18 protein-coding genes are annotated in these 24,892 nt (G+C 47.8%); 6 read left to right on the top strand and 12 right to left on the bottom strand.

From position 1 onward, the window contains the following. Window positions 1-725: 725 nt before the first annotated feature. The 8 genes from G3352_RS17185 to G3352_RS17220 form a co-directional block, all read right to left on the bottom strand. Window positions 726-1,271, bottom strand: a complete 546-nt coding sequence (locus G3352_RS17185; protein WP_163758277.1) for a GNAT family N-acetyltransferase — start codon at window positions 1,269-1,271, stop codon at window positions 726-728. 51 nt (window positions 1,272-1,322) lie between these two features. After that, window positions 1,323-2,927, bottom strand: coding sequence for a response regulator (locus tag G3352_RS17190; protein ID WP_163758279.1), 1,605 nt, complete (start codon window positions 2,925-2,927; stop codon window positions 1,323-1,325). Continuing rightward, window positions 2,924-4,822, bottom strand: coding sequence for a cache domain-containing sensor histidine kinase (locus G3352_RS17195; RefSeq protein WP_163758281.1), 1,899 nt, complete (start codon window positions 4,820-4,822; stop codon window positions 2,924-2,926). Before G3352_RS17195 ends, G3352_RS17190 begins: the two co-directional genes overlap by 4 nt. Window positions 4,823-4,847: 25 nt before the next feature. Further along, window positions 4,848-5,696, bottom strand: coding sequence for a carbohydrate ABC transporter permease (locus G3352_RS17200; RefSeq protein ID WP_163758283.1), 849 nt, complete (start codon window positions 5,694-5,696; stop codon window positions 4,848-4,850). Then, a complete protein-coding gene (locus G3352_RS17205; RefSeq protein WP_205524915.1) occupies window positions 5,693-6,643 on the bottom strand; it encodes a carbohydrate ABC transporter permease in 951 nt (316 codons plus the stop codon). Before G3352_RS17205 ends, G3352_RS17200 begins: the two co-directional genes overlap by 4 nt. Before the next feature lie 46 nt (window positions 6,644-6,689). Beyond that, on the bottom strand, window positions 6,690-8,024 hold the full coding sequence (locus G3352_RS17210; protein ID WP_163758285.1) for an ABC transporter substrate-binding protein: 1,335 nt from the start codon (window positions 8,022-8,024) through the stop codon (window positions 6,690-6,692). 335 nt (window positions 8,025-8,359) lie between these two features. Further along, window positions 8,360-10,657 (bottom strand): glycoside hydrolase family 88/105 protein, encoded by a 2,298-nt coding sequence (locus G3352_RS17215; protein WP_163758287.1) that lies wholly within the window; start codon window positions 10,655-10,657, stop codon window positions 8,360-8,362. Window positions 10,658-10,914: 257 nt separating this feature from the next. After that, a complete protein-coding gene (locus tag G3352_RS17220) occupies window positions 10,915-12,495 on the bottom strand; it encodes an S-layer homology domain-containing protein (protein ID WP_163758289.1) in 1,581 nt (526 codons plus the stop codon). A gap of 232 nt (window positions 12,496-12,727) precedes the next feature. Between G3352_RS17220 and G3352_RS17225 the strand changes: the two genes are divergently transcribed. After that, window positions 12,728-13,555 (top strand): methyl-accepting chemotaxis protein, encoded by an 828-nt coding sequence (locus G3352_RS17225; RefSeq protein ID WP_163758291.1) that lies wholly within the window; start codon window positions 12,728-12,730, stop codon window positions 13,553-13,555. 193 nt (window positions 13,556-13,748) lie between these two features. Here the strand turns inward: G3352_RS17225 and G3352_RS17230 are convergent, their stop codons facing one another. After that, window positions 13,749-14,567 carry an endonuclease/exonuclease/phosphatase family protein gene (locus G3352_RS17230; protein WP_163758294.1) on the bottom strand — a complete coding sequence of 273 codons (819 nt, stop codon included), beginning with the start codon at window positions 14,565-14,567 and terminating at the stop codon, window positions 13,749-13,751. Window positions 14,568-14,846: 279 nt separating this feature from the next. Between G3352_RS17230 and G3352_RS17235 the strand changes: the two genes are divergently transcribed. Together G3352_RS17235 and G3352_RS17240 are read left to right on the top strand one after the other, a co-directional pair. Beyond that, window positions 14,847-16,616: an SWIM zinc finger family protein gene (locus tag G3352_RS17235; RefSeq protein WP_205524916.1), complete on the top strand. Its 1,770-nt coding sequence runs from the start codon at window positions 14,847-14,849 to the stop codon at window positions 16,614-16,616. Between the two features lie 5 nt (window positions 16,617-16,621). Continuing rightward, the gene (locus tag G3352_RS17240) at window positions 16,622-19,636 is read left to right on the top strand and encodes a DEAD/DEAH box helicase (RefSeq protein ID WP_163758417.1); all 3,015 of its coding nucleotides are present in this window, start codon (window positions 16,622-16,624) and stop codon (window positions 19,634-19,636) included. Window positions 19,637-19,739: 103 nt separating this feature from the next. Here the strand turns inward: G3352_RS17240 and G3352_RS17245 are convergent, their stop codons facing one another. Further along, window positions 19,740-20,210, bottom strand: coding sequence for a hypothetical protein (locus tag G3352_RS17245; protein WP_240343123.1), 471 nt, complete (start codon window positions 20,208-20,210; stop codon window positions 19,740-19,742). A gap of 305 nt (window positions 20,211-20,515) precedes the next feature. Between G3352_RS17245 and udk the strand changes: the two genes are divergently transcribed. Beyond that, window positions 20,516-21,148 carry a uridine kinase gene (gene udk, locus G3352_RS17250; protein WP_063566443.1) on the top strand — a complete coding sequence of 211 codons (633 nt, stop codon included), beginning with the start codon at window positions 20,516-20,518 and terminating at the stop codon, window positions 21,146-21,148. Between the two features lie 176 nt (window positions 21,149-21,324). Then, on the top strand, window positions 21,325-21,654 hold the full coding sequence (gene csaA, locus G3352_RS17255; RefSeq protein ID WP_163758297.1) for a chaperone CsaA: 330 nt from the start codon (window positions 21,325-21,327) through the stop codon (window positions 21,652-21,654). 108 nt (window positions 21,655-21,762) lie between these two features. Here csaA and G3352_RS17260 read toward each other — a convergent pair whose 3' ends face one another. Continuing rightward, entirely contained in the window at window positions 21,763-22,599 is an 837-nt protein-coding gene (locus tag G3352_RS17260) for an AraC family transcriptional regulator (protein WP_163758299.1), read from the bottom strand. A 201-nt stretch (window positions 22,600-22,800) separates the two neighbouring features. Between G3352_RS17260 and melA the strand changes: the two genes are divergently transcribed. Beyond that, window positions 22,801-24,102, top strand: a complete 1,302-nt coding sequence (melA, locus tag G3352_RS17265; RefSeq protein WP_163758301.1) for an alpha-glucosidase/alpha-galactosidase — start codon at window positions 22,801-22,803, stop codon at window positions 24,100-24,102. A gap of 90 nt (window positions 24,103-24,192) precedes the next feature. Here melA and G3352_RS17270 read toward each other — a convergent pair whose 3' ends face one another. After that, the gene (locus tag G3352_RS17270) at window positions 24,193-24,891 is read right to left on the bottom strand and encodes a response regulator (RefSeq protein WP_163758303.1); all 699 of its coding nucleotides are present in this window, start codon (window positions 24,889-24,891) and stop codon (window positions 24,193-24,195) included. Window position 24,892: the final 1 nt, after the last annotated feature.

Below are 24,892 nucleotides of genomic sequence, written 5' to 3' on the forward strand. Positions count from 1 at the left end.
TTGCTTCGAAATCATACCGTCCGAAGACGCGCACCAATTTCTCAGCGTCGATCTTGCAAGCAAGATCGTTACTCACTCGTTGTTCAGTTTTCAAAGATCAAATTTGTTTCATTGCTGTGTGTTGTTCACCTCAGCAACTTTTATATCTTATCACATCCGAACCAACTTTGCAAGCTCTTTTTTTAAGTTTCTTTCGAAGCTTATTTGTTTTGCTTGCCGCACCGTGTTTCTCGTGTTTTCTTGGCCGGAATTAGAATATACCATGTACAAAAATAAATTGCAACCCTTAATTAATATTTTTCTATCTCCGTTTTATGAGAACAATAGAACCGTTTTATCCCCTTCTATTTATAATCAATCATTGTCTTGAAATCAGACCCTACAGACCCTATCTGCTACACTCATATAGATATGATAATGTTAAACTTCATTAACGTATAGATAAAAGGTAATAGTTACTGTTCATAATAAACTGAGATTCTTTTCGTCTCGAAGAAACACTAACTAGCAGCTAAAGGGATACTTAGTTTTGTACCGCACATATCCATTAGTCTCTATAGCAATATATGAAATCAGATTTTAAGAAACCTACATCTATTAGATATTAACTCTCTCCATAAGAGATAGTAGTTACTCTAGTATCTACTCTTTCATATTTACATATTGAAACAATAAAAGGATCAGCGTATATTTGCTAGCCAATCTCTCACCACCCCCTTCTCCCCTCAGCCCCTGAACCTTCCCATCATAACTGTATCGTAATACCGACCGTCCGCATGTCGTCGATCCTTTTTCAAAGTTCCCTCTATCTCGAAGCCCATTCTTCTGTAAAGCTCCATCGCTTTATCGTTCGTCCCCACCACGTTTAAGGTCATTTTCTCAATTCCATTCGTATCTGCCCAATCTATCGATAGTTCGAGTAGTTTCTTGCCGATCCCGTAACCCCAGAACTCTTTCGTTATGCAAACGCCAAATTCAACCTTATGAGAAAATCGCTTCAAATCAACTCCTTCACATCTGGAATACCCGACGATCTTTCCTTTTACAATAGTAACGAGAAACAGGTTTCTCTCTTTCTCCGAGTCCAACCGGAGTATTTGTTCAAATCTAGCCGGATCAATAAAGCCCTCACCTTGCTCACGATCCATATACTCGGTTTCTCCATCCATCTGTACACGAAGTGAAGACAATGCTTCAGCATCCTTTTCCATTGCGGACCTAATCGAATAGGTCAATCCTTTTACGTAAAACTCTTGTTGATCAATGATCATACGCCATAATCTCTCCAATCTATTTTATTTTGCCTTATCCTATTCATAGCTCTACCCCACCTCAGAGGGACTCTTGCCTGTAAGCATCTTGAACACCTGACTGAAATACGTCGCGTTGCGGAACCCAGTCATCTCACTAACCTCGTAGACCATGTAATGTCCTGACTGTAATAGTTCCAACGCACGTTGAATACGGTACCCGTTCACATAACTCACAAAGTTCTCTCCGGTTACCCTCTTGAACAGCTGACTCAAATATTTGGGGTGTACAAACAGTCCCTTGGCAATGGCTTCAAAACTGATATCTTCAGCATAATGCATTTCAACGTACTGTTTCACCTGCTCCACTAATTTATTGCTTTTTTTCTCGCCCATTTCTTTACGTATCTGTTCCATCCAGTTTCGAATAATACCATCCATCCAGCATATCAGATCCTGCAGCCCATATTTTGATTGAATTTCCCGCAAAAAGTGGCTCATCGCGAGCGGCGGTGCCAGCATGGGATAATGTCGGTTCCAACTATGAATTAACGTGTCGAATAGGCTCACGGCCACAACTTGCACATCCTGAATACTGGTACCACCCCCTTCGTCCAGCAGATTGCGAAGGTGAACCCATATCTCCTCTGCTAGATCAGTCCTCATATCTGCCCATGACTCACTCCATTGTCGCAACAATTGCGAGTAATCCGTTGCGCTCGGGGTTAACGCATTTGATGAATCATATCGATATACACGGCTCCCGCCCTGAAACTCTGCTTTCTCCAGCGCCTCTCTGCTCTCCAGATAGGAGTCCATCACTTCGCATAAGTGCTCTTTGGACGTTCCAATACCTGCGCTCATTTCGATTTTGAGATACGTAAAAATCTGATCAATCATCCGTTCAACAATTGACTCAAATTGCTCTAGCGGGTCCTTCTCGTCAAATAGAAGCAGCACAAACACCTGATCCGAGTAATCCACGATCTCCACCTGGCAGTCGTTTATTTGCGTAGCCTGCTCTTTGACGGTCTCCTGAATAATATCCGCTGCCCCATACCTTAACAACTGCCAGTCCCGCTCTTTCATCCTTGTCAAAAATGCAGGCCGATACAACTGCAGACTGATGGCACGCACTTGAGAGGGTATGCGAATACCCACATAATCCATACGCTCCGCAGGCAATTCCTCTTCCCGATAGCGTGTGGTTAACAGCTCGTGGAGAAACAATTTGCGAAGATAGGGAACCACCCGCCCAATCTCCTGTTTGTACGTCTGCTCTAGCTGCTCACGCCGCTCACGCACATCCTCTTCCAGTAAGACCTCACGCAGAACAGACTCAATCTCCTCCACTTCCGCAGGCTTTAGCAAAAAATGATTCACGCCCCAGCGCATGGCCGCCCGGGCATTCTCGAATTCGTCATATCCGCTAAGAATGATGATCGGCAGATGGGGATAGTCCCGTCGCAGCGCCTGCGTGACCTCAAGTCCTGTCATTCCTGGCAAATAGACGTCCGTCATCACAAGATCGGGGCGCAGCTGTTGGAACATCTCCAGTGCGTCCACGCCATTGGAAGCTGTTCCTGCAATGCGGAGGCCAATGGATGGCCAATCAATATGGTCGGTCAATGCTTTCACAATATGCGGGTCGTCGTCTACGAGCATAATGGTTTTCATTCATTTTCACCGTCCAGCCATAAGTTTAATTGTTCTTCCGTCTCAATACGCGGCAGCGTAATAGTCACTTCTACCCCTCCTAATTCACCTGCGCATATATCAACGCCGTACCCAGTGCCACAATACAGTTGAATACGTTGATGTACGTTTCGTATACCAATACCAGTCGTCTCCTCCAACTTCCAGCCCTCAGGCAAGCCCTGTCCATTATCCTTTAGGCAAATGATGATTTTGGATGGTGAATCGATGCCATCCATTTCCCGTATATCCACCTGTATGCAAAGTTTTCCTTCCTTCGGATGCCCATGCATGACCGCATTTTCGATAAAGGGCTGCAAAATGATTTTGGGAATGTAACAACCTCGCACTCTCGGATCAATCTGTTCCTGATAATCAATGGAGAATGGCAGCCGCTCTGACTGAATGCTGACGTAACAACGAGCATGCTCCAACTCATCCCTTACCCGGATGAATAACCTGCCACCGCTCAATCCAATACGCAGCAGTTTGCTGAGTTGTACAATCATGCGGCTGATGTCCTTGGCCTCATAATCGAGAGCACGCCAGTGGATCATGTCGAGTGTGTTGTAAAGAAAATGCGGTTTGATTTGCGCCTCCAGTAAACCGGTCTGTGCTTCACGCTTCGCCCGGCTCTCTTCCTTGACCTGCTCCATCAACTCCGTCAATTGTGAAGCCATATGATTGAATCCATACGCCAAATGGGCATATTCTTCGGTAAACGAGAGCTGAACTCGGGTATTGAAATCCCCCTTCTCCAGTTGCCTCATCCGCTTGATCAGCTGACGTAAAGGACGAACAATCCGCCAAACGAACAGATAAGCAAGTACCGCAGAAAATAGTAATCCCAGCACAGCTATTCCAAGGACCTGCCATCCGGCCTGCCTCACAGGAGATAATAATGTGTGAACAGGGATGGTCTGAACCAATCGCCACTGAAGCATGGCAGGTCTTGAATACAGAACCAGCTGCGCTCCATCAGGCTTGCCGGAAACCACTTCAAATCCGTCCTCCCCATGTTCAACATGCTCCTGAATCCATGCACGATCGACGACTGGTTCGCTTTCCACAGCAGCAGCTGCATTAGCAGATACATTAATAGAAGGGAAAATTTCCGAGGCTTCATGAATTGAGCTCGAACCCTCACCAGGATTCACCTCTAAATTGTCATCGCCCATCTGCATGACGACGTTGCCTGCGGTATCCACCAACAGCACCTGTCCATCCAGCACCATCGGCATATCCGCAAATCTACGTACAATATCGGCGCGACTTAGGCGGATGAGCACGTAGGCTACCGTACCACCCCGGCTGTCAAAGATTCGTTGGGCGTATCCGATTAGCGATTGGCCTGATTCGTTTTCCCGCAGAGGTACCCAGGCCGCATCCGCATGCTCCAGTGCAGCAAACCATGAAGCACCGGCAATCGTATCCACTGAATAGATGCGATCGGCCATCGTGACTGTGACACCGTTGAAGGCATCCGTATACAGCTCGATCGAGGTAATACCTTCACTGACTACCACCGTATGATCCAGTATTTTGGACACCTCACGCCGTTGGTGGATCTGTGTCAGCCTTCCCGTTCCCTTCGTTTCCAGCAGATTCGACAGCTCACGGTTGCTCGCCAAGGAGTAAGCCGTTCCTGTAACACCTGTAATAAAATCAAACCCTCGGCGTGTACTCTCATTCAGAAGAGCAAGTCGTGCTTTGCTGATCTCGGTAAACGTGACGGCAGAGAACGACTGGTATGCCAGCCAAACAATAACCGAGACGAGCAGCAGGTTAAACGCAATAAAGCAAGTCACCATCAACGTGGAGAGCTTGCTTTGTTGCAGCTTATGATTTAGGAATAACGATAATCTTCGTTTTCGCATGAAATCAACTCGTTTCGTCTTGGAATTACCCTTTGAGCCCAGAGGTCGCGATTCCTTCCACGAAATACTTTTGACACACGATAAATACGATAAAACAAGGCACCAGTGACAGCACTGACATCGCAAACATCGGCCCCCAATCGGATTGGGAACTGGAATCGAGGAATAGACGTAAGCCCAGCGGCACCGTATATTTGCTGACATCACTCAGATAAATCAACTGGCTGAAGAAGTCATCCCATGTCCACAAAAAGGTAAAGATCATCGTCGTCACCAGCGCCGGAAAGGCCAGCGGAATGATAATTTTGGTATAAATTCGTACAGGACCACATCCATCAATCGTCGCCGCTTCATCCAGCTCTTTGGGCAATCCCCGGAAGAACTGGACCATCAGGAAAATAAAGAAGGCATCGGTCGCCAGCCATTTTGGCACTACCAGCGGCAGATACGTATTCACCCATTCCAAATGGTTAAACAGAATATATTGAGGGATCAGCGTCACATGGTGTGGCAGCATGATCGTCATCAGCATTAAGCCAAAGCAAATCGCTTTGAACCGAAAATTCAATCTGGCAAAGGCATACGCCGCCATCGAGCAAGAGATGACATTGCCAAGCACAGCGCCCAGCGACAGGACGACCGAGTTGGTCAGAAAACGAGAGAAGGGATTGCCCTGAATTCCTGTCCAGCCATTGATGTAGTTTTCCCAGTTCCATTCTTGCGGCCAAAACCAAGTTTCGGTGAAAATCATATGTCCCGGTTTGAATGAACTGCCCAGCATCCAGAGCACCGGGTACAGCATGACAAAGGCAATGACCGAGATAAGTATATGTTTGGCGACTACCCACGCAGCAGAGTTTCGTTGTCCAATCATGATTTTCCACCATCCTCATAGTGCACCCACAGCTTGCTGCTGCGGAATACCAGCAATGTAAAGACACCGATCAGGATCACCAGCACCCAGGCCATGGCGGATGCATAACCCATCTGGAAGAACGAGAACCCTTTTTTGTACAGGTATAGAGAGTACATTAATGTTGAATTGACTGGCCCCCCGCTGCCGTTACTGATGACAAAAGCCTGAGTAAATGACTGGAAGGAGGTAATCAGCTGCATTACGAGATTGAAAAAGATAACCGGTGACAGAATCGGTAGTGTGATATAAAAGAATCTCCGGAGTGGGCCTGCTCCATCTACGGCGGAAGCTTCGTCATACTCAGGTGGAATCTGCTTCAATCCTGCCAGGAAAATAATCATCGACGATCCGAACTGCCATACCGACAACAGTACGATTGAATACAGGGCATATTTCGGGTTGGCGACCCAATCGGGTGCCTTAATGCCGACCATGGCAAGTACTCCATTGAGCAGACCGTCACCGCCCAGCATTTTGCGCCAAAGCATCGCAATCGCGACACTGCCCCCAAGCAGGGTTGGGATGTAATAAACCGTACGGTAAATGCCAAGCCCGCGAATGCCCTTGTTCAACAGCATCGCCACCAGCAGAGCAAAGATCAGCTTGATCGGTACGGAGACAGCGACATACGTAAATGTGACTTTGAGCGATTGGATAAACAGTTTATCCGATGTAAACATCGTGGTGTAGTTATCCAGACCGACCCAGGAAGGGGCGGCCAGGATACTGTAGTCGGTGAACGAAATGTATAAGGAAACGAGCATCGGCCCAAGTGTCAGAAACAATAAACCAACCAGCCATGGGGCCAGAAACAGAAGCGCTGCTCCATTATGGGCATATCTCCGTTTCACCCGCCGGGCTGTTACACGCTCGGCTCGTGCTTGACTGACCTGTGTTGTACTCATCTTCGCAACCTCCCCGCGGAATATGAAGTCTGGAACCGTTCAAGTGTTATTGACTTGATGCAAGTGTCGCCTTGGCCCCTTCAATGAACTGGGCAATCACATCCGGTGTGTTGTCTTGACCAAAGGCGATCTGCTCACTTGCACTCTTGAAGCTGGTATCCACTTCGGAAAATCCTTGCGGGTATGGCGGATCAATTTCACTGGAGTTTTTCGATACCACATCGATAAATTGGAAGATGGCTTGCTCCGCTTCTGGCAGCGTAGGCTGCATCTTCTCACGGATGCTGGCATTGACGGGTACTCCTCGCTCCGAGCCGAGAATGGCGGTTGCTTCGGGATCATTTACCATGAAATCGATAAACATCGCCACTTCCTTCGGATGTTTTGTTTTGGCATAACCGGACAGGAACTGACCTGCTTTCAGGTATTCACCGATTTGCTTTTCACCCACACCGTGCGGAAGTACTTGTATTCCAAGCTTATGATCCTGGTTTTTGTTCACCTGCTGGAACGTCAGCAATTGGTTAGACCAAGCAAAATCCATGGCGGCTGTACCAAGCGAGATCGGGCGTGTCTCCAGTGCATTCGTAGTGGATGCCGTCACTTCCGCAGAGGTAGCACCCCCGTTCTCACGAAGCGCACCCCACATGTCAAACCATTGCTGAAGCTCCTCGCTCGTTGCTGTCAACGTCCCGCCTTCAAATAGTCCCTTGCCTGTTTGCCGGATAAATACCTCAAACATGTTGGTGGTTCCCGATACATCCGCCGAACCGTAGAAACCGTCACCCTTCTCTGCTGCAATCTTGGCCGCTACGTCACTAAAATCTTTCCACGTCCAGCTTTCCTGCGGCTCCTCAATCCCAAGCTCCTGGAATACGGTCGCATCATAGATGACACCTGGCGCATTTACACCCAATGTAATCGCGTATAATTTATCGTCAATCGACCCGGCTTTGAGCATGCTCTTGTCATGGTCCTCTGTGCGTAGCTCTTTGCTTTCTGCATATGGGGTCAGGTCAAGCAATGCACCACGCCGGGCAAAGTCGGTTAGAAAAGCGTAATCCATCTGTATGATATCCGGTGCATTTGAACCGGCTACTTGTGTGGTCAGCTTGTCAAAGTATCCGTCCCAACCGGAGTATTCCGGCTTGATGGTAATGCCAGGGTGCTTCTCTTCAAATAGCTTAATTACTTTGGTAGTGAGATCATGGCGAGTCTGTGATCCCCACCAGGTCATACGAAGTTCAATTTTGCCGGAAGTGTCCCCTTCTTCACCCTCATTGGATGAGGCAGACGGTACTGATGATCCTCCGGAACAGGCTGTAGCGAACATTAACAGGGATAGGCAGAACAGGGTTACCCACTTTTTGGTATTCAACATGAATGAAATTCCTCCCCTTTTGCTTTTATGGAATCGCTTACAAAAACTATTGTAACGGCCTATGGGTGCTCATGACATAAACAAAAGTAAGCTTTCCTGTCAAAAAAGTAAGGGGTTGGGACCAATGTCCATTCAATTGTCTTCAATATTCTTAGTGATTAAATAACCACCAGGAATGATACTCCCGGTGGTTATTCATATATACAGCATTCTTCGTGCGGCGTACTCTACCTCGCTCCATCTCACCAGTGGTCATCCAGCCGTTTGCAATGAAACGTTAGAGTAGATATCATGTAAGATTTCGATCAAGGTATCCTGTAGTTTTACTGACACTTTCAGGATTGCGTCACAGCAGTTGATGACACCTTAGGCTGGGCCAGATGTTTCTTCATCTTCGCCACTTCAGTTCCTGCCAGCATCATAATGCCAATACCGTGATTGTCATTCGTTACCGTGAGCAGGTCCTTATTGTAATATTCTGCGGTAAAGGCATATCTCGAGCCACTGCACACACCATGTACATTACCCTGACGGTCAATCGCTTTACGGGTTAATCCGTTCCATGCCCGCTCAGCCGCTTCAATGTAACGTGCAGGTTGATATAACCAACCAAAACGTACTCCCCGTGCAAAACCATAAGCAAACATCGCTGTACAGGAGGCTTCCTGGTAGGTTTCCGAATCATTCAATACCTGATACCACAATCCACCCTCTCCTTGCAGAGCTGCATATCCTTCACATAATTCATTAAAGAAGGCAATTAAAGCCGGGCGCTCCGAATGCTCTGCTGGCAAAACTTCCAATACCTCAGACAGTGAAAAGATCGTCCATCCATTCCCCCGTCCCCACGGAATCTGTGTCGCCTGTCCATATTTGAAATCGTATACGTGGGACATGATCTTGAATTCAGGCATGTACAGATACTTCCGATACAATAAAAATTGTCTAGCGGCTTCGTCCAGTGCCGAATTATTCCCCGTCAGTCGGGCATACCGCACAAGAAATGGAGTGCTCATATAAAGGTCGTCTGCCCACATCGTATTCTCTGCAAATTCACCGATACACTCACGGTAAAATGCACCATCCTCCTGTCGCTCCAACCGGGTCAACATAAAATCTGCAATCCGTTCGGCAATCGGCAAGAACGTCGGCTCCTGACATTCGGAATAGGCTTCCAGCATCGCGGAGCCAAAAGAGCCACAGTTATCCAGCATTCTCATCATAACCAGCTGCTGGTTAACCGCCGGGAAACCATACTGCTCCCGATCCCATAATGAGTACTCATCCATACGGGTACACGCCTGTACATGTTCTGAAGCATAACGCGTAATGTCGGGCCGCTGCAAATAACGTCCGGTCTGCAACAGACCATATACGGTGACACCTAATGGATAATCCCAGCGACCATAGTTGGTCACACTGCCTACTGTCCATTTGTTACTGAGCATTGCATTTTCATAATAGGGGCGTATCCACGCTTCAGGTCTGTCCAATCGCCAATATATGCGTTCCTTCCGTGCCTGTTGGCTTCCCGTTTCTTCTCGGTTATCGTTCAATACATTTCCTTTAAACACCCGATCAGTGCGCATTAGATCCTGCAAATCTGGTTCGACGTCCTCCGATTCAAAAGGTCCTAGATATAGCCACGACTCTCCAGAAGCTCCGTGCACACGTTGGGGAAGCTCCAGTTCCAGTTGCTCTCCATTCACCGTTGCGTTTATTACAAAATTCCATGGCTCGGCCGTATCGCTACATTCACTGCGAATCATCAGGTCATTCCGCCCAAAAGATGCGGGTATGTTCACCTCATACGGGCCCGCTTCCATCAATTGCACCGCCGATACGCCGTTCAGCCATATATTCAGTGGTCCGGAAGATTGACCGGACAAACGGATGGGGCAATCGCTTGAATCTCTGTTGACCAACCGTGTCCACGCATAGACTTGCTGACCAGGAAGATGTCCGTATATTCTCTCCAGGGACGGTTGCGTCTGTTTTTCCTCTGACCATTGTGCATCAGGCAACCAATCCAGTCTGTGATCCTCTTCTGACCCGAGCAAATTCCATTCTGGATGACTGTCCTCCGAGCTTATCGGTTTGGAATACACCCATCCGGCCTGTCCTTGTCTCTCCTGGAAAGGAGCGAGCACATTCAGAATGCGCACTTTCCCCTCGTCCGAGCCAAACTGGCATCCAAAGCCCGCAGGTGTATACTTCATCTCCAGCAGCAACGTATTCCATCCCGGCTTAATGTCGATTCCCAGCTTCACAGTCGCGTCCAGGTTGATCTCATCCATGACCGTGGAGCGATATACCAATTGCTCGTTAAAATAAAAACGAACCGGTCCATAACAGCTGATCAGCACATCCAGATTTCGATCTTCATCCCCCCATACCAACGCTGCGGCATAGGAAATCTGACCTTTATGTGAATCAGGGAAACGTTTACTCAAATTCAGATCATACAGACCCTTCTCATTTTGCAAAATACCAGACTTCTGAAATACGCGATATACAAAATCAGCCTGCGCGTTGGCACCTATATACCTCTCTGCCAGCACCTTCAGCACCTGATCCTGATCTTCTCCGAATCGGTAATACATGCTCTGCGGTTCACTGAAATATGTTGTCATTGAATGCCCACATTCCTCTCCAGATGGAATACATAGGTATAGCGCTTAACCTTTGTGAGAAAATCCCTTTTTACCGAACGGTGATGATCCTCGTTTATCTTCGGAATAGCCAAATAATAAACCAAGTATAACTGACCTGCTTCCCGGTGGCTACAGATTTTTGATTACGCTTACAAATAAATAATTGTATTGTCAGTCTGACGATAATACAAAACAAACGGACTACATCGTTGTAGTCCGTCTTATGTAGATTACACTTATCCGAAAATGTCAAATTTAACAAATAGCTTCTCTATTTCTTCATATACAGATTTGGATAATCCTTCGCCGTCAGCATCTACGCGAATGATCAAATCATATTGGCCTCTTGTCTCATTCATCTTATTTCCCAATTGCAAAATAATAGGTGTGCCGGGTTCTACATTTACTTTAAGCTTAAGCGTATGACCATCATTACTGATCTGACTGCTATCTATTGTATAATTCTCACCACCAATTTGGTAAAAATCATCTATGCTAAACTGGAACGCATCGGTCCAATACTCGATGGTGCCATCCACAAATTCTTCTCCTACATCGTAGTTTAGAGAAAATGGATTATTTCCATATTGAATTTGAAGATACTTTGTTTTGTCGTTTTTTGAGTCGAATCCAAACTTACTGGAACCTATAGTCGGCACGTCTACTGGCATCTCTCCGTTCACCAGCGTAAAAGTAAATACATGCGCCGCATCTTTAGGGGACTCATTACCTGCTGAATCCTTGGCGGTAATCACATATTTGTAGTCTCCTGGACTCAAATTATCCAACTTGGTAAGCGCAAGTGAGCCATCCGATTTGCTTTTGGCAAGGGAAATTCCTTCATCCAACTCTCCTTCATCCACGACTCCATTCGTATTCGCATCAGTCCAACTATAGAAAGTTACAACGGCTCCTTCTTCACTGACTGCTCCAGGATCTCCCTGAACTTGATCCCAGGTTCCGCTGTAATTGTCGATAATTCTAAATTTGCTTACATCCACCGTCGGTGCTGTTATATCCACAGGTACAGATGGATTCATGTTCCCGCTGTCGCTACTCCCACCTGATGAAGTCCCGCCATTATTCGAACTGGTAGATGGAGCCGGCGTAGGCACGGGCGTTGGTGTTACCTCTGGTTTTGGTTTTGGTGTTGGTGTAGGCACTGGTTCAGGTTGTGGACCTGTAGGTTCTTTTATCGTTTGCAGCAATCGAGAAGTCGTCAGTGCCGCAGCTTGACGATCCGCTTGCAACACGGGTTTAAACATGTTGTTTTGATCACCGATAATGAATCCCGCCTCGAGTGCCGCTCCAACTGCATCTTTCGCATACTCCGAGATGCTTGCGCTGTCCTTGAACGTTAACGAAGCAGATTTGCCCGTTATGTCTGTTCCCATCGATCTCATTAGGGTTACGACCATATCCTGTCTGGATAATGTCTTACCACTCCCGAATTCCCCGCTTCCCGTGCCTTTAAATATACCTGCTTGATATACCGCTTCAACAGAAGCATAGGCATAGCTGGTCACAGGAATATCTGTAAATGTCGGATTGGATGGGACGTTATTGGTTACATCCAGCTTTAACGTCTTGGCAATCAGGATGGCAAAATCCTGTCTGGTGATCATACCGGACGGATTAAATCGACCATCACTGAATCCAGTGACAATCCCTTCGTTTTGCAACTCTACAATGGCATCCTTGGCGTAGGATTTATCAATATCCGTAAATGATACTGCAGCGTTAGCCTGTGTCGTCCACAAAGGTGTTGTCAAAAAGGATGCCGCGAGAATCGAGCTGATGAAATGATTTTTTTTCAAAAGAATGCTCCTCCAATATGAAGTATATTCGTGTCATTCCAACGCAAAATCCAACTTAAATAATATGGACATGTACGATATTTCCATTATATAGAGAGGTTCTGAACCGATTCTGAACAAATCGCCTTATTTCGACAAAGTGTTGAGCATTGGTTTAAAAATCGAAAAATGTTTCCGATATAGGTAGTAGGCTGAAAATTCCACTTTTTGTATGAGAAAGGAACGATGTACCTTGAGTATTCTTGAATCTCTGGTTAATGCTATGCCTTTTGTAAGACAGATGTTTCGTGATGATGTATCCATATCTATTAATGATCATGAGAAAGTATTGTATTTTGCCGAAGCCAAAAGTCTGGAGATCGGTGTAAACGTCGGGGACGAGTTACATGAAGATTATAAGGATTTTAAAATGCTGATTAACAAGGACACACGTACCGTGGCCCGCATGCCCGGTGATCTGCAAGGCAGGCCCTTTGATGCCATCCTGATTCCAATTAAGGAACACGATCAGGTTGTGGGCATACTCGGTGTGAACTACGCACTGGACAACCACATCACACTGGAAACGCTGATTAGCGAAAATGAAGCGACCATTCACGCACTAGTTGGTGGGATTCAGCAGATTGCGGCACATTCGGAAGAACTATCCGCGACTTCGGAAGAGATCTTGCGCAATTCCAAAAAAGCCTCGGAGAACTCCATCAATGTGACCAAAGTGACAAACGTCATCCGTGAAGTATCCGAACAAACCAACCTGCTCGGCTTAAATGCCATGATTGAAGCGGCTCGTGTCGGAGATCTGGGAAGCGGCTTCGGTGTCGTTGCCAGCGAGGTTCGCAAGCTGTCCGATCACACCAAACAAGCAGCAGCCGATATCGAATCTTCTCTTGGCAGCGTTCAAGACTCCATTAAACATATGGAACAGGAGATCGGTCAGATCACCACAGCAACGGTGGATCAGGCTGGGCTGGTAAACGAGTTTATGGAAAGTATTGAACAGCTTAGTGAAACTAGTGCGAATCTGAAAACGTTTGTGCAAAAGATGCTGGCACTGGAATAAAGCTAGCTTGTGGTCTAAGGAATAGGTTAAACAGGAATGACATGTACATAGTTTAAAATGGGCCTTTCTAATCATCAATATGGCAAAGGTTGAAAATAAAAAGCCTCCGACTGTACTTTCCTTATAAGGAAGTAAGCGGAGGCTTTCGTTTTATTTTGATAATGAATCGTGTACTAGACTGACTTACTGTAATTTAAATTTCCACAGCTACGCCGTAATGGTCAGAGACCACAGGGCCGTTCTTTCCGTTGAGAACTACCGTCGAAGACTTCGCTTGTACCGGACGATTCGAGAAAATATAATCAATACGCAGATCGCGTTTGTTATCCGCCCAGCCGGCAATGGCTTTAACCACGGTTGCACCGTCATCCTTTTGCACAGCCGTCGTGTACAGGTCATTCCAGCCCTTGCTCATCATATAATCGTAGCCTTCCCCACGTACTTCTGCGACATTATTGAAATCCCCCATAATATACAGCGGCTGGTCCATATATGGAGCAAGCTTGCTTTCGGTCAGTTCCCACTGCCCCTTGAAAGGTTCTTGTTCATCATCCCACCAGTTATAGTGTCCATTCACAAACCAGGTTGCTTCGCCTTGTACTTCAGTCTGAACACCTATAATTTTGCGTGTCCGGTAGTTGTCGTAATCCCGCATGTGGGATACATATTCACCAAAAGCCTGAATGATCGGCGTCCGGCTTAGGATGGCCAGCCCTTCATCGTATTTGCTGAAACCAACATGGGCCGGAATCCATGTCCAGTAATAGGTCTCGGTCAGTTGCGTAAGCAGAACGTAGGCGTAGTTATCTTTTTTGATCACAGCATCCGATTCCGTGGCAAAGTAATGTTTCAGTTCCTCCGCGGACAGCGCTGCTTCTTGCATCGTTTGATTAACCTCCTGCATGGAGATCACATCAAATTGGTGTGTATTGATAAAATCAGCCAGGTGACTGATCTTGTTCAGTTGGTCTTCTTCTGCCCAAGCGTGCGTATTTAACGTAAGTATTTTCATATGCTCTCTCCTGTTGTTTGAAATTAAGCCGAATCCCGGCCTGCATTGTTCCTGAAAGGAATACATACGATAAGCATACACAAGACGAGCCTATTATGCATGGTTTATGGTAAAAAATAGATATCTATACTCTTGGGTTTCACCTATCAAAAAGTCTCATCCAAGTTCTCAGAACCGATGCACGGAGCACACGATAACTGATATGATGGATACATGAAATGTACACCATTACGTCAAGACGTGGTGATTACTGAACCTATGATTTCCCCAGGAGATGGAATGATGAACATACCTAATGACATGAACATGGATGACGCGCAGTGGCAACAGCTGATCAGGCAGGTCGCTGAACAGTTTAACAACCTGACGATTATGCGCGGATTTCAATATTATAAACAGAAACGTGTCGGACCATTAACCCACACCGAACAAAACGGAATTTTGGCTGAAGTGCAGGGCTCTGATGATTATGAGGTAACCCTGAGCTTGCAATCGTTGAATACCAGTCACTGTACCTGTCCGGTTGGTTCTCATTGCAAACATATGATAGCCGTTCTAATGAGTTATGCGGAGCAACTGGGCCGACCCGTACACGGCATTGTGAACGCCCACTCCAGTACTGCACTGAAACAGGCTCCAAAACCTGCTGCTATAGCGACTTCAGGACGTTCGGATTACGCAGCGCACGAAGAGGATCTCACCATCCCTGATAACCAGTATAGCCAGATCAAGGAACGTGCAACGGAACTTACAGAACTTGAAATCACGGAATGGCATGAGCTGTTTCGGGCATGCCTGAAACGACTCGGGATAGGTACGCCAAGTACATCATATGTGCAGGCCGCAGCGGACGAGCTCTATGCCATTAAACCTAAGCTCTCTGCTGGCATGGACCAGTTATTTGAGCTGCATGTTCAGTTGCACCTGATTCGCTTCTGTGTGCCTGGCCGCAATTCAATCACACATACACCTGTGTATCTGAGCTATCCTGCTCAACTTGCCGTGGATGCGCTCCAAAAAGGGTTGGAACAGATCTTTAGTCGTCCGTTGGATCTCTCCGGTCTGAAGGGCACGAAGCTTGAACAACAGTGGACAAGGCTTGAGGAAACCTCGGCTTACCTGCGTACGCAGATGATCTCCGAGACGTCCAGCATGATGTTCTTCACCCCGATTTATCGGCAGCTTTGGTTAAACTGGATCGTGCCAAATCTCCAGGAAAACCGGAAAACGCTGGAGTCAGAGCTGGCATTTCTACAGGAAATGGAGGACGGCCTGACTGCTGCTTCCAAACCCGCCAAACCTGGTGAAAGCGTGTTGAGTGTAGCGAATCTGACGGAAAACGGGAGCGGAGCGCCGATTAAATCGGTCACTCTGCCCTTGCCGCTGGTATTGGCGCAGAGCTGGATGTATTTCCATTTGAGACAAGATGAACAGGCTTGGCAGCGATTAATCAGCGGAAGCTCGGCATATGGCATCCCGCCGGAGCATCTGCTGCATTTTCTTCATGTGCTTGCAGATTCTTCCGACTGGAAACGGCTGGGCGAGTGGTTAGTGCACCTCGGACCTCTGCTGGCGAACCGGCGGAACTCCCCTCTGAATGATTACATGCAGTTGTGGGACACAGCCATTCATCAACTGCCTGATGTAGAGCACCGCATGTGGGATACACTCGTCAGCATGCTGCCTCATTCCCGTCCGGCTTATGAAGAAGCAATGCATTCCCGTGGACAGTGGCGGCGGTGGATTGATTTTCAACTGAGCACAGAGACGGAGCCGCTTGAATTCCGGGTAGCGGTGCTACAGCCGATTGAAAAGGATGCACCCGAACTGCTATTGCCTTTCTACCATCAGGCAGTGGATCGTTATATCGGACACAAAAACAGGGACGGATACAAAGCAGCAGTGAAACTGTTGAAGCGTCTGTCCAAAATTTATAAAAAATTGAAGCAGGAAGAGCACTGGGAGCAGTTTATCACCACATTGGCTGTTCGCAACAGCCGACTGCGCGCCCTGCAGGAAGAGCTTCGGAAAGGTAAGTTGATCTCATGAGCCTATTGCACCCTTACACCGAAACGATTGAGGTCCATGTTGCATTGACAGGATACGGGGATGCCTTGTTCTATGGAGCGTTGAACACCCATCACTTTGTATCGGGACAATCGCTTAAGCAGCGATTATTTGCTTGGCATGCTCCTTCCTTCTACGGAACAGAACTGGAAACAAGACAGATCGAAGAGATTGAACTGGTCGTCCTGCCTGCGGAAGAAGTTATTCCTTTCTTCAGCGAAATGCACACCCTTCTGCACATTGAATGGAAATGGGACGAGCAGGCAGAGCATTTGATCCGGCTGGCCCCGGTACTTGCAGCATCGATTGAGAATCGTAAATACATCCCTAGCTTCACCGCATTTCGTACCGGACAACTGCAATGGACCTGGGACCCGGACAGCTTGAAAAAGCAGGATCGAACCGCTCTTGGCAAAGCTCTGGAACAAACGGATGAGAGCTACGCCGAAGGACTGAGTGCTGCCTATTCGGCTTCCGTATTCCAGCGATGGTACAGCACAGAAGAAGCTGCCACCGATCTGCGGCGCGAGTTCCCCCAGTTGTTTCCACAAAGCGGAACAGCTCCGCAAACGGCTGGCATGGATGCCCAATCCTGGCTCGTGTCCATCGGCTGGAAAGCAGACGCAGCCCCATTCCGTCCGCTCCTGCAATTGCTGGAGCCGGAGGATGATGAACCGGCATGGCGGCTACGCCTGGTATTGCAGAACAAACTGGATGCAGCCGTGCTGGTTCCCGTGCGGTTGGATTCACGTGGCCGGTTGGAAGGTGAATGGCCGGACGTGTGGACGCCGTTCATCCTTGATCGTTCGGCAGGATGGCTTGACCAACTGCGTGCACATCTGCCCCGAATTCGCCGCGTGATCAGCGGCAGTCGGGATGTGCTCAGTGATCCATTGGGAGATCAGGATGCTTGGCTGTTCCTGACGCAAGACAGCGGACGACTGCTCGAAGCTGGCTGGCAAGTGCTGCTTCCGGGTTGGTGGGAAGCTGCACGCAAGAAGAAACCCAAGCTGCGTGCCAAGGTGAAACCGGAGGAAGGCAGTGAGCGGGGACAGTCTTTCTTTGGACTGGATTCGATCATTCATTTTGACTGGCGTATTGCGATTGGGGATACGGATCTCAGTGAGGAAGAATTCGCTGATCTCGTGGCCCGTAATGAACGGCTGGTCCGCTTCCGTGGAGAATGGGTTCCCCTTGATCCGGCCTTGCTTGAGCAGATCCGCCGGGCCATGGGCGGTGTGGATCAGGAACAAGGGCTATCGTTTCAGGATATTCTGCATCTTCATCTGCTGCATAATGAGCAGCGAGAATATCGCAACCAGAAACGCAAGGAAGGACAGGAAGAGGAAGAAGAACAGCCACAATCCAACGAGAACATTCGACTTGAGGTGGAACTGAACGAACACCTGAACCGGGTAATTGCACAGCTTGGCGGTGGGCAAGGTGGCGCTCCTTCCCTGCCTATTCCGGAAGGGTTGCATGCTGAGCTGCGTTCTTATCAAAAGAAAGGTTTCGCATGGCTTGGATTCCTGCGGAGATTCGGTCTCGGTGCTTGTCTTGCGGATGACATGGGACTGGGAAAAACGATACAGTTCATTACGTATTTACTTCATCTCAAAGAGCATGAGCAGCGCTTGCCTGGGCAGGCCCCTGCCCTTCTCATCTGCCCCACTTCCGTATTGGGGAACTGGCAGAAGGAGATCAGTCGCTTCGCGCCTTCAATTAACGTCAGTTTGCACTACGGAGCACGAAGACTGAGCGGAGAAGAGTTCCGGGAACAGACTGAACAGGTGGATATCATCATTACCTCGTATGCAACAGCTACTCTGGATCAAGAGATGTTGCAGTCATATACATGGGCATCGATCTGTCTGGATGAGGCGCAAAATATTAAAAATGCCCAAACGAAGCAGTCCATGGCGGTACGCAGCTTCCCGGCAAAACATCGTATTGCACTGACTGGTACGCCGATTGAAAATCGGTTATCCGAGCTGTGGTCGATCTATGATTTTATTAATCCCGGCTATCTGGGCAGCGCACGGGCATTCCAGACTCGCTTTATCAGTGCGATTGAGAAAGATAAGGACGAGCAGCGCATGCAGGATTTGCAGCAGTTAGTGAAGCCATTCATGCTGCGCCGCAAGAAAAAAGATCCGAATATTCAACTCGATCTACCGGACAAAAATGAGATGAAAACCTACATTCACCTTACGGGTGAACAAAGTGCACTGTATGATCAGTCCGTTCAGGAACTGATGGACAAAATGAAAGAGCTGGAAGGCATTAAGCGCAAAGGTGCGATTCTCTCTGCATTAACCCAGCTCAAACAGTTGTGTGATCATCCCCTGCTGCTGACAAAAGAAGCCTTGCCGGAAACGATCTCCTCGGAAGGCTCTATAACAGAGTATGACCTATATAGTCCGCAGGACATGGCCATGCTGATCAGCCGCTCCGCGAAGTTGGAACGACTGATGGAACTGGTTCGCGAACTACGGGACGAGGGCGAACGGTGCCTGATTTTCACACAATACATCGGCATGGGGCAGATGCTGCAACAGGTATTGAGACAGGAGTTGCAGGAACCTGTGCTGTATCTGCATGGGGGTACGTCCAAGACAGCCAGGGATCGCATGATTGACGAGTTCCAGTCCCGGACGTTGCCTGCGTCAGAGCAGCCGTCGGTCTTTATTCTATCCATCAAAGCAGGCGGCGTGGGCTTGAACCTGACTGCAGCGAATCATGTATTCCACTTTGACCGCTGGTGGAACCCTGCCGTGGAAAATCAGGCTACAGACCGTGCCTATAGGATGGGACAGACGAAGGATGTTCAGGTACACAAGTTCATTTCATTGGGCACACTCGAAGAACGCATTGACGAGATGCTGGAGAGTAAACAGCAGCTCAGCGACAATATTATCACCAGCTCTGAAAACTGGATTACCGAACTGTCGACGGATGAGCTGAAGGATCTGTTCACCCGGCGCCGCGACTGGTCGGGATAACTCCAGACTGGGTTGATGCAACATACGTAACCTTTTAAATAGTAGAATACAAAAAGAGCGAAGTGTCGGAAATGCATTCCGTCTTCGCTCTTTTTTTACATTCCTAGCGCATGTTCCCGATGATGGACGATCTTGAATCCTGCATTTTTTTGATGAAGTTGGTCATCACATCAAAAGCTTCATTGCGTTTGTTAGACATAGACTGCAAACGAAGCATATCCATTTGTTGTGAGTTGCCCAACGCATCGATTTGGCCTTTCAGTTTTTGAGCTTGGGCAGTATCCCCACTCTGATTAGCTACCTGCAATTGTTCGTTCAGCTCTGCAATCGCTTGATTGCGATTTTGAACTTCTTGAATTTGTGCCTGCAATTGGCTATCCAGCAATTTCGTGCGTTCTTGCTGAACCATCATCAAAGCTGTTTCGATGTCCATGCTGCTCAGATCAATAGCTGAGAGGGAAGACCCCACCGGATTTACCGCAGATGCACTTGCTGCAGAAGCAGAAGTTACAACGGATACAGCTGCGATGGCAGCAATAACTGTGGAAGAAATGACTTTGCTTGATTTTTTCATAACGTACACCCCCTTCATGTTCATAGATATCAGCCATTAACTGGCATCTTTCGACATCATATAGCGAAGGTCCTAGATCCTACAACCTATAATTGCGAAGTTGAGACTAAATTGATACAGAGCGATGGTTGTTTCTACAGAAAAATGTGGTAATTCCCTAAGATGAAAAAAGTGATTTGCTGTGCTACAATAGAGGAATTGTGCATTCACAGACAGACATGTGGGTAAGGACTTGAATCTATCCCGATTCATCCATTATTTATCCATAACCATGCTGCCATTCTAGGGAGGTTTATGGAACAATCATGCTCATTATTGGTATCGCCGGAGGAACCGGCTCCGGTAAAACGACGGTAGCTCGCTCCGTCATAGACCGTCTTGGATCAGGCAAAGTGACTTTCATATCCCAAGACAACTATTACAAAGACCAGTCGCAGCTCACCCCTGAGCAACGTCGACTCACCAATTACGATCATCCGTTTGCATTCGATAATGATCTGTTAATTGAGCATCTTACCCTGTTAAAACAAGGACAAACGGCATATGCTCCCGTATATGACTTCACCATAGATAACCGTGCCGCCGATGAAACGGTTGAACTGGCACCGAACCATATCGTTATTGTGGAAGGACTGCATGTCCTGATCGATGAACATCTGCGCGCTCTTCTGGATATCAAGGTCTTTGTTGATACCGATTCCGATGTGCGTATTCTGCGCAGAGTACTGCGGGATATGGAAGAACGCGGCCGTACGATTCAATCCGTGTACAAACAATATCTCGAAACCGTCAAACCGATGCATGATGCTTTTATCGAGCCTTCCAAAAAGTATGCAGACATCATCATTCCCGAAGGTGGACATAATGAAGTCGGCATTCAGATGTTATCCATCCTGACTGAGAAATATCTGACCGGTGAAAAGTGGAATGGCGCATAATTTAATATGATGTTGCTGCATTAAGCGCTCTGCCCCGCTCACATACGAGTGGGACAAAAACGGGCATCGCTCATACAATATCACCACTAAAATCCAGGTTGCGATTAGCGCAATCTGGATTTTTTGGTTATTTCTATTTTATAATGGACTCCATAGCTGAAAGGAGACATCACAACATGGCTACTTTTGAAGAGTTTATAAAGCATGATATCCGCGTTGGTACTGTGGTGGAAGCCGAACCTTTTCCAAAGGCACGCATCCCCGCCATTAAAATGACCATCGATTTCGGCCCACTTGGCCTTAAACGTTCGAGTGCCCAAATTATGAAACGTTACACCCCCGACATGATGATCGGCAAGCAGGTTATTGCTGTAGTCAATTTCCCGCCGCGCCGAATTGCGGGTTTTGTATCCGAAGTACTGGTGCTTGGTGGCGTGCCCGGTGAAGGTGACGTTGTATTGTTAACACCGGACCAGACATTACCGAACGGAACACCAATAGCCTGATTTTCATCATATCGCTATCCTGTCTTTGCACCTTAAAGCATAAGGCTATGAATCTTCGGATCCGCGGCCTTTTTTTGCGTTTTTTCGAGGGTCCCAGCGTAATGAAGACTAATCCCCCTGCTCCATGCTTCTCGACCCTTTCGGAGACACACCCGTCACTCGCTTAAACATCTTGGAAAAAAGTAATGGATCTGTGTACCCCACAGAGTGGGCCACTTCACTAACCGACAGGGCCGAATGCTGCAGCAGTTCAGCTGCACGGTTCATCCGGTATTCAAGAAAGAAAGCCTGTAATGACTTGCCATACCTCTCCTTAAAAAGCCCTGACAGATATGTGCGATCCAAACCTACCGCTCGGGCAATATCTAGAATTGAAGTTCTCTGACTATACCTGTTCTCTATAAATTGAACGGCCTGCCTGATGTATTCCTCTTTAGTGGACAGAGGCCGTTGCAGCTGCTCTTCTGCGGGAGAAGATGCAATCAAATCAGCGATCAGCCGGTACAGCAGGCTCTGGTTGAACACATCTCCCCCGGTACGTGTTGATGCTTGAACCATCTCCGTATAGAGACGATCAAAAGCGTCTGGATCTCTGGCCTCAAATACAGGATGTTCTGGACTGATGTGTGCCCGCTGCATGAATGCCTTGGCATGCACACCCTTGAACCCGAACCAGGAATAAGTCCATGGCTGCTTCGCATCTGCTTCATAATGAATAAGCGTATCCGGAAGAATGACAAAGCCCTGACCCTGTGTAAGCTCGTATTGCTGATCCGCCATAAACACAGTGCCCTGTCCTTCATGAATGTAATGAACAATGTAGGCATCCCGAACACCAGGCCCCCAATAATGCGACGGATCACATGCCTGCCAACCGAAAAACAACAGTACCAATTCCATCTGCGTCAAATCCATAGGAACCACGTTTGTTTCGATTAATTTCAACGCTTCACACTCCCTCTGTTCACCACAACCACAATCTAATCTCTCCATTAAAATTATAACAGGTAAATAGATGAATTATTAGCTGTAAGCGAATCCAAAAATGGGATTATGACATGTTTCAGAGAGGTTGAGCCATAGTTATATAAGCCCGATCCGCCTATATTGGAGGTACACCATTTATTCAGGGAGGCTGAACTTGAGATGAACAAAATTACGTTCCTCGGTGCGGGAAGCACCGTTTTTGTCAAAAATGTATTGGGTGACGTCATGATGACCGAAGCACTTCAGGATTTTGAGCTGGCGTTGTTCGATATTGATGCTGAACGCCTAAACGACTCGGAGCGTTTGCTTACTAGTATGGCCCGCTCGCTCGGAAGCCAATGTGCCATTAAAGCTTATACCGACCGCAAGGAAGCACTGCGCGGGGCCAAATATGTGATCAACGCCATTCAAGTGGGCGGATATGATCCATGTACCATTACGGATTTCGAGATTCCGAAGAAATATGGATTGCGTCAGACGATTGCCGATACACTCGGGATTGGCGGAATTTTCCGTAATTTGCGGACGATTCCGGTGATGCTTGATTTTGCACGGGATATGCAGGAAGTGTGTCCTGATGCGTGGTTCCTGAACTACACCAACCCGATGGCAGTACTGACAAATGTCATGAACGTGCATGGCGGAATTAAAACCGTAGGTCTTTGTCATAGTGTACAGGTGTGTGTGCCGCATCTGTTTGATGCACTGGGGATTGATCAGACGGGTGTTGTCGCAAAGGTTGCGGGTATCAACCATATGGCCTGGCTGCTTGAAGTAACTCGGGATGGTCAGGATCTGTATCCGGAGATTAAACGTCTAGCGAAGGAAAAGCAGAAAGAGCAGCATGACGACATGGTGCGATTCGAGCTGATGCAGCGCTTTGGATACTATGTAACCGAGTCCTCCGAGCATAATGCCGAGTACCATCCTTATTTTATCAAACGAAACTACCCGGAGCTGATCGAACGCTTCAATATTCCGCTGGATGAGTATCCGCGCCGCTGCGTGAACCAGATTGAAGGCTGGAAAGAAATGCGTGAGAAGCTGTTATCCAGCGAAAATATCGAACATACGCGCAGCCGGGAATACGCTTCGCATATTATGGAGGCCATGGAGACGGATCGCCCTTACAAAATCGGCGGTAATGTCATGAATAACGGACTGATCACCAACCTGCCTCGTGAAGCCTGTGTTGAAGTGCCTTGTCTTGTTGATGGTTCAGGCATCAGCCCGACGTATATCGGGGACCTGCCTCCGCAACTTGCAGCATTGAACCGTACGAATATTAACACCCAACTGTTGACCATTGAAGCGGCGATTACAGGCAAAAGAGAACACATCTATCATGCCGCGATGCTTGACCCGCATACAGCTGCCGAGCTTTCCATCGATGATATCGTCTCAATGTGTGATGAACTGATCGAAGCTCATGGCGACTGGTTGCCGAAGTACACGTCATAAGAAGTTCATTGTTCGCAATTCTAAAAGCACTAGTCTCCTCTCAACAGGGAGAGGCTGGTGCTTTTTTGAGCTTTCATCTTGTTTCCCGGCCTAATCCTGAAGCAGAAAACGATAGCCGATTCCCGGCTCGGTTTGGATAAAACGTGGACGCGTGGGATCTTCCTGCAATTTTTTGCGCAGATGTCCAACATATACCCGCAAGTAATGGCTGTCAGACTCATGATGATGCCCTCCCCACACTTGTTGCAGCAGCTGGCGTTGGGTAATAATTTTGCCTGCATGGGTTGCGAGCACTTTCAGCATTTCATACTCAGTCGGCGTTAACTTAACGGGTGATCCGTCCAAATCGACCTGTCGCTGGGCCAAATCAATCGTAAGCGGACCGAAACGCAATACCGGCTCATCCGTAGTTTTGGCCACATGGCGAAGGGCAACCCGAATACGGGCAACGAGCTCCCCCATGCCAAACGGTTTGGTGACATAATCATCCGCCCCGCCATCAAGTGCAGCTATTTTATCCTCTTCGCGATCCTTTGCAGTCAGCACAATGACTGGTACCTGGGACCATTCCCGAATCCGCTGAAGTACATCCATTCCGGACATACCGGGCAAGCCCAGATCAAGCACGATCAGATCAGGATGCACAATGCTCGCCTGAATGACCGCTTCTTCGCCGTCGGCGCATTCGTGAATCTCAAATTGGTGTGCCTGAAGTGTAACCTTCAGCAGTTTACGGATTTGCGGTTCATCATCCACAATTAATATGCGCGCGCCTTGCGGTGCCGTCATG

This window comes from Paenibacillus sp. ALJ109b (assembly GCF_010747435.1).
Lineage (GTDB): Bacteria > Bacillota > Bacilli > Paenibacillales > Paenibacillaceae > Paenibacillus > Paenibacillus taichungensis.

Excerpts from the sequence above, each read along its gene's own strand:
- G3352_RS17185 (WP_163758277.1), bottom strand. The coding sequence starts at position 1,271 with ATGATCATTGATCAACAAGAGTTTTACGTAAAAGGATTGACCTATTCG.
- G3352_RS17190 (WP_163758279.1), bottom strand. The coding sequence starts at position 2,927 with ATGAAAACCATTATGCTCGTAGACGACGACCCGCATATTGTGAAAGCA.
- G3352_RS17195 (WP_163758281.1), bottom strand. The coding sequence starts at position 4,822 with ATGCGAAAACGAAGATTATCGTTATTCCTAAATCATAAGCTGCAACAA.
- G3352_RS17200 (WP_163758283.1), bottom strand. The coding sequence starts at position 5,696 with ATGATTGGACAACGAAACTCTGCTGCGTGGGTAGTCGCCAAACATATA.
- G3352_RS17205 (WP_205524915.1), bottom strand. The coding sequence starts at position 6,643 with ATGAGTACAACACAGGTCAGTCAAGCACGAGCCGAGCGTGTAACAGCC.
- G3352_RS17210 (WP_163758285.1), bottom strand. The coding sequence starts at position 8,024 with ATGTTGAATACCAAAAAGTGGGTAACCCTGTTCTGCCTATCCCTGTTA.
- G3352_RS17215 (WP_163758287.1), bottom strand. The coding sequence starts at position 10,657 with ATGACAACATATTTCAGTGAACCGCAGAGCATGTATTACCGATTCGGA.
- G3352_RS17230 (WP_163758294.1), bottom strand. The coding sequence starts at position 14,567 with ATGAAAATACTTACGTTAAATACGCACGCTTGGGCAGAAGAAGACCAA.
- G3352_RS17235 (WP_205524916.1), top strand. The coding sequence starts at position 14,847 with ATGATGAACATACCTAATGACATGAACATGGATGACGCGCAGTGGCAA.
- G3352_RS17245 (WP_240343123.1), bottom strand. The coding sequence starts at position 20,210 with ATGAAAAAATCAAGCAAAGTCATTTCTTCCACAGTTATTGCTGCCATC.
- udk (WP_063566443.1), top strand. The coding sequence starts at position 20,516 with ATGCTCATTATTGGTATCGCCGGAGGAACCGGCTCCGGTAAAACGACG.
- csaA (WP_163758297.1), top strand. The coding sequence starts at position 21,325 with ATGGCTACTTTTGAAGAGTTTATAAAGCATGATATCCGCGTTGGTACT.
- melA (WP_163758301.1), top strand. The coding sequence starts at position 22,801 with ATGAACAAAATTACGTTCCTCGGTGCGGGAAGCACCGTTTTTGTCAAA.
- G3352_RS17270 (WP_163758303.1), bottom strand. The coding sequence starts at position 24,891 with ATGACGGCACCGCAAGGCGCGCGCATATTAATTGTGGATGATGAACCG.